Genomic DNA, 1,686 nt, shown 5'->3' on the forward strand with positions numbered 1-1,686 from the left:
GAGAAGAGACGAGTCGGATTACAAGCTATTGACCGTCCCCGGATTTTCCTTGGCAGACTACCGTGAATGGCACGTCGGCGAGGTGGAGGGATTGCCTTTATTAAGTGAGAGAGTATGAGTGCTGAAAAAAAGAAAACTACACCATTAGGAAAAAGTGAGGGAGAGGAACCGGAGCGATTCATCCCGGATGGGATGGGTATGTTCCAACGTAATGTAAAACGTATAGGGGATTGTGCGCTGGCGTTTTTGGCCTTGATCGTATTTTCCCCGCTGTTTTTACTTTGTTATATCGCCGTAAAGCGGGAGGATGGAGGCCCGGCGATCTTTAAGCAAGAGCGTATCGGTCGTTTCGGTCGCCCGTTCAACATCTATAAGTTCCGCAGTATGCGTCTGGACACTGAGAAATTCGGTCCGGCCCTTTAGAAGGGTGGGGCAGATCCCCGGATGACCCGTGTCGGAAAATTCCTCCGGGTACATCACTTGGACGAGTTGCCCCAGTTATGGAATGTCTTCGTGGGCGATATGTCCTTTATCGGTCCCCGTCCCGAGCGTAAGTTCTACATCGACCAGATCATGGAGCGTGATCCCCGTTACCGTTACCTCTACCAGATCCGTCCGGGTGTGACCTCTTACGCCACGCTTTACAATGGCTATACGGACACGGTCGATAAGATGCTCCGCCGCTTGCGTTATGACCTGTTCTATCTGGAGCATCGCTCTTGGCTGTTCGATTTCAAGATATTGGTGAAGACCTTCTTGAATATAGCGTTCGGTAAGAAATTTTAGCCCCATGGTCTTAGGATATGAAGAAATAAATTATCTTTGTCTTATCAAAAATGGAGGAGAATTGAATATGGAGACAGTTCAAATACAATTAGAGAAACATCTTTTGGATAAGGCGATCGCTTATGCGAAACTTCGGGGTATTGATTTGTCTACAATGTTGACGGATTATTTATCCCGCTTGGTTAAACAACAGGAGGAAAAAAGCGAAATTCCCGATGTTATTCAAAGTTTGTTAGGCGCAGGTTCTCCTGTAGACGAGACTGATTTGAATGGAAGAGAGGCGTATCATCGTTATTTGGAGGAAAAATATCGATGAGAAAGATTTTCTTGGATACCAATGTGGTGATAGATCTCTTAGATAAACGTGAGCCGTTTTATCATGCGGCTGTATCTATTTTTTCCTTGGCTTATGAAGGTAAGATCTTGTTATATGTTTCGCCTATGACTTATGCGACAGCGTCTTATCTGTTACGAAAACATGGTCGGGATGGAATGAGATTGTTGTTACGCAATTTTCGTCAATTATCTAAGGTGACTATAGCAGATGAACGGGTAGTGGATGATGCTTTGGCCTCTAAGTTCGTGGATTATGAGGATGCTTTACAATATTATTCAGCATTGCGGGAAAATGTGGAAGCGATAATCACACGAAATACGAAAGATTTTGCGAATTCATCGCTTCCTGTATTTACTCCTGATGAGTTTTTATCACAGATCTGTCTATAGCTCCCTGTATTCCTCCCTGGCATCAAAGCAGGGGCAAGCCTTTTTGATATAGGGACTTAACTGGTAATGTCCTAGGATGCGTGCCTTCGGGTAATCACTTCGTAATTGCCGTAGCAGATCCATCAAGGTACAGCGCTGGGCGTAGGTCCGGGTATCGGCCGGACGGCCTTGTTC

2 protein-coding genes and 2 pseudogenes are annotated in these 1,686 nt (G+C 45.5%); 3 read left to right on the plus strand and 1 reads right to left on the minus strand.

Annotated features, from left to right (window positions below):
- Window positions 1-114: 114 nt before the first annotated feature.
- The 3 genes and pseudogenes from DWX33_RS22155 to DWX33_RS22165 all read left to right on the plus strand — a co-directional run bounded on the left by DWX33_RS22155 (window position 115) and on the right by DWX33_RS22165 (window position 1,512).
- Window positions 115-786: pseudogene (locus tag DWX33_RS22155) on the plus strand (sugar transferase).
- 67 nt (window positions 787-853) lie between these two features.
- Window positions 854-1,102 (plus strand): DUF6364 family protein, encoded by a 249-nt coding sequence (locus DWX33_RS22160; RefSeq protein WP_121772486.1) that lies wholly within the window; start codon window positions 854-856, stop codon window positions 1,100-1,102.
- Window positions 1,099-1,512: a PIN domain-containing protein gene (locus tag DWX33_RS22165; RefSeq protein ID WP_008771735.1), complete on the plus strand. Its 414-nt coding sequence runs from the start codon at window positions 1,099-1,101 to the stop codon at window positions 1,510-1,512. Before DWX33_RS22160 ends, DWX33_RS22165 begins: the two co-directional genes overlap by 4 nt.
- Here DWX33_RS22165 and DWX33_RS22170 read toward each other — a convergent pair.
- Window positions 1,507-1,686: pseudogene (locus DWX33_RS22170) on the minus strand (N-acetylmuramoyl-L-alanine amidase); the annotation flags it as partial. The gene DWX33_RS22165 and the pseudogene DWX33_RS22170 overlap by 6 nt on opposite strands.

This window comes from Parabacteroides sp. AF19-14 (genome assembly GCF_003635485.1).
GTDB lineage: Bacteria > Bacteroidota > Bacteroidia > Bacteroidales > Tannerellaceae > Parabacteroides > Parabacteroides distasonis.